The sequence below is a fragment of the Endozoicomonas sp. SESOKO4 genome (assembly GCF_024606275.1).
Map to the genome: position 1 here is coordinate 1 of NZ_JAHHPS010000572.1, position 1,806 is coordinate 1,806.

Consider the following 1,806-nt stretch of genomic DNA (forward strand, 5'->3'; position numbering starts at 1 on the left):
AATTGACAAACGCCATGACAGGGAAAGACGAAACAATCTAAACCCAAAGTATGCAGATGTTGCTGTGAGCCTCCGCTACCACCGGCAGAGACAGAATTAAAGGAGTTGCTGAAAGAGCCTGAAGGGCGGGCGGTGGCACCCTGAGCTTGCTGTCCCGTTGAATCTGATGGCGGGTATTGTCGCTGATCACTCCCAGAGCCAGGCACCATTATGATGGCTGCAAACGGGTGATCCTGACCCAGCCCTTTTTGTTTCATCGGATTAAACGACGATTTCTTTGTAATCTCGACAACAAAATGTCTTGTCATCGGTTGAGCCTGAGAGACGACGGATAATGTCATGAATAGCAGAGGTACTGTAGACAGTGAGCGTTTAATCATTCTAGCCTTGCATTCTGGTGTGAAGGGTGGGAAGGATAGATCAGGAAAATAACTCAGATTACGCATTCAACTGTTCTCAACTGCCCCAGAGAAGTTTTCAGCCCTGTCAGAATCTCAACTTTTTAATGTTTCTTGTCGATCACCTTAACACCTGAAAGCGGTGTTTTCTGGATAAGATAACGCCTCTCTTTTGTTTCCTTCATTGTCTCTGTTGCCACCTTGCCCCGGCCTCGCTCAGGGCTTTCGCGCAGTCGGTATTGCCTATTGCGATTGCGATGCAGAGTGGTGTGGCGCCATCCGTAGTCCTGACGGCGTTGAGATTCGCCCTGGCCTTGATCAGGAGTTTCACACACTCGGTATTGCCCTGCTGGGCTGCGATGAACAACGGGGTGGCGCCATCCGGTAGGGCGGTGTTGGGATTAACTCCAGCGTTGATAAGGGCTTTCACGCACCCGGTGTTATTTTCTTGGGCAGCCATGAACAGTGCGGTAGCGCCGTTCTTGGCCCGGGTGTTGAGAACTGCCCTGGCTTCAATCAGGAGTTCCACGCAGTCGGTGTTATTTTCCTGGGCAGCCATTAACACTGCGGTGGCGCCATTCGAACAGGCGGCGTTGAGATCCGCACCGCCTTCGATCAGGATTTTCACACTGTCGGTATTGCCTTTCCCGGCAGCAATGAGCAGCGGGGTGACGCCATTCTTGGTCCGGGCGTTAAGATCCGCCTTGGCTTCGACCAACAGTTTCACGCAGTCGCTGTAATTTTTTTGGGCAGCAAAGAACAGCGGGGTGGTGCCATCCAACAAGGCGGTGTCGAGATTCGCCCCGTCGTTAATCAGGAGTTTCACGCAGTCGGTGTTATTTTTTTGGACAGCGATGAACAGTGCGGTGCCGCCACCCTTTGTCTGAGTGTTGAGATCCGCCCCGGCCTTGATCAGGAGTTTCACGATGTTGGTATGACCCTCCTGGGCAGCGACGAACAGCGAGGTGGAACCTCTCTTGGTTCGGGCGTTGAGATTCGCCCCGGCGTTGACCAGGCGCTCGACGATCTCCATGTGCCCCCCGGAAGATGCCAAGATCAAAGCCGTGAAATCATTATCCATAACCGCATTGACATTGACTCCCTCTGCCAGTGACTTCTCCACTTGATCCAAATCCCCCTCAAGACAGGCATTATAAAACGCCTGATCGGGGAAAAATGGATCCGGGTGAGATTCACCGGTGTTCTCATTCACCATAGGCATCGGGTCTTGCCGACACATTGCACAATGGCGAGAGCCGATGGGCTGATCAAGAAAACACCTCGAAATACAGTCCAGATCGAAGCGGTGGCCGCAGCAATGGGCTTTGACGACCACAAACGCTTCATCACGACCATGGAAGTGAACCAGACAAATAGGGCAGGGGTCGGACTCCATTGTTACGTCAGT

General features: G+C 52.7%; 2 protein-coding genes. Both read right to left on the reverse strand.

Annotated features, from left to right (window positions below; genetic code table 11):
* Positions 1-380: hypothetical protein (locus KDK16_RS11310; protein WP_257276187.1), on the reverse strand; the 380-nt coding region annotated here is incomplete at its 3' end.
* A gap of 199 nt (positions 381-579) precedes the next feature.
* Positions 580-1,806, reverse strand: a 1,227-nt coding sequence (locus tag KDK16_RS11315; protein ID WP_257276188.1) for an ankyrin repeat domain-containing protein, incomplete at its 5' end; no start/stop codon positions are given.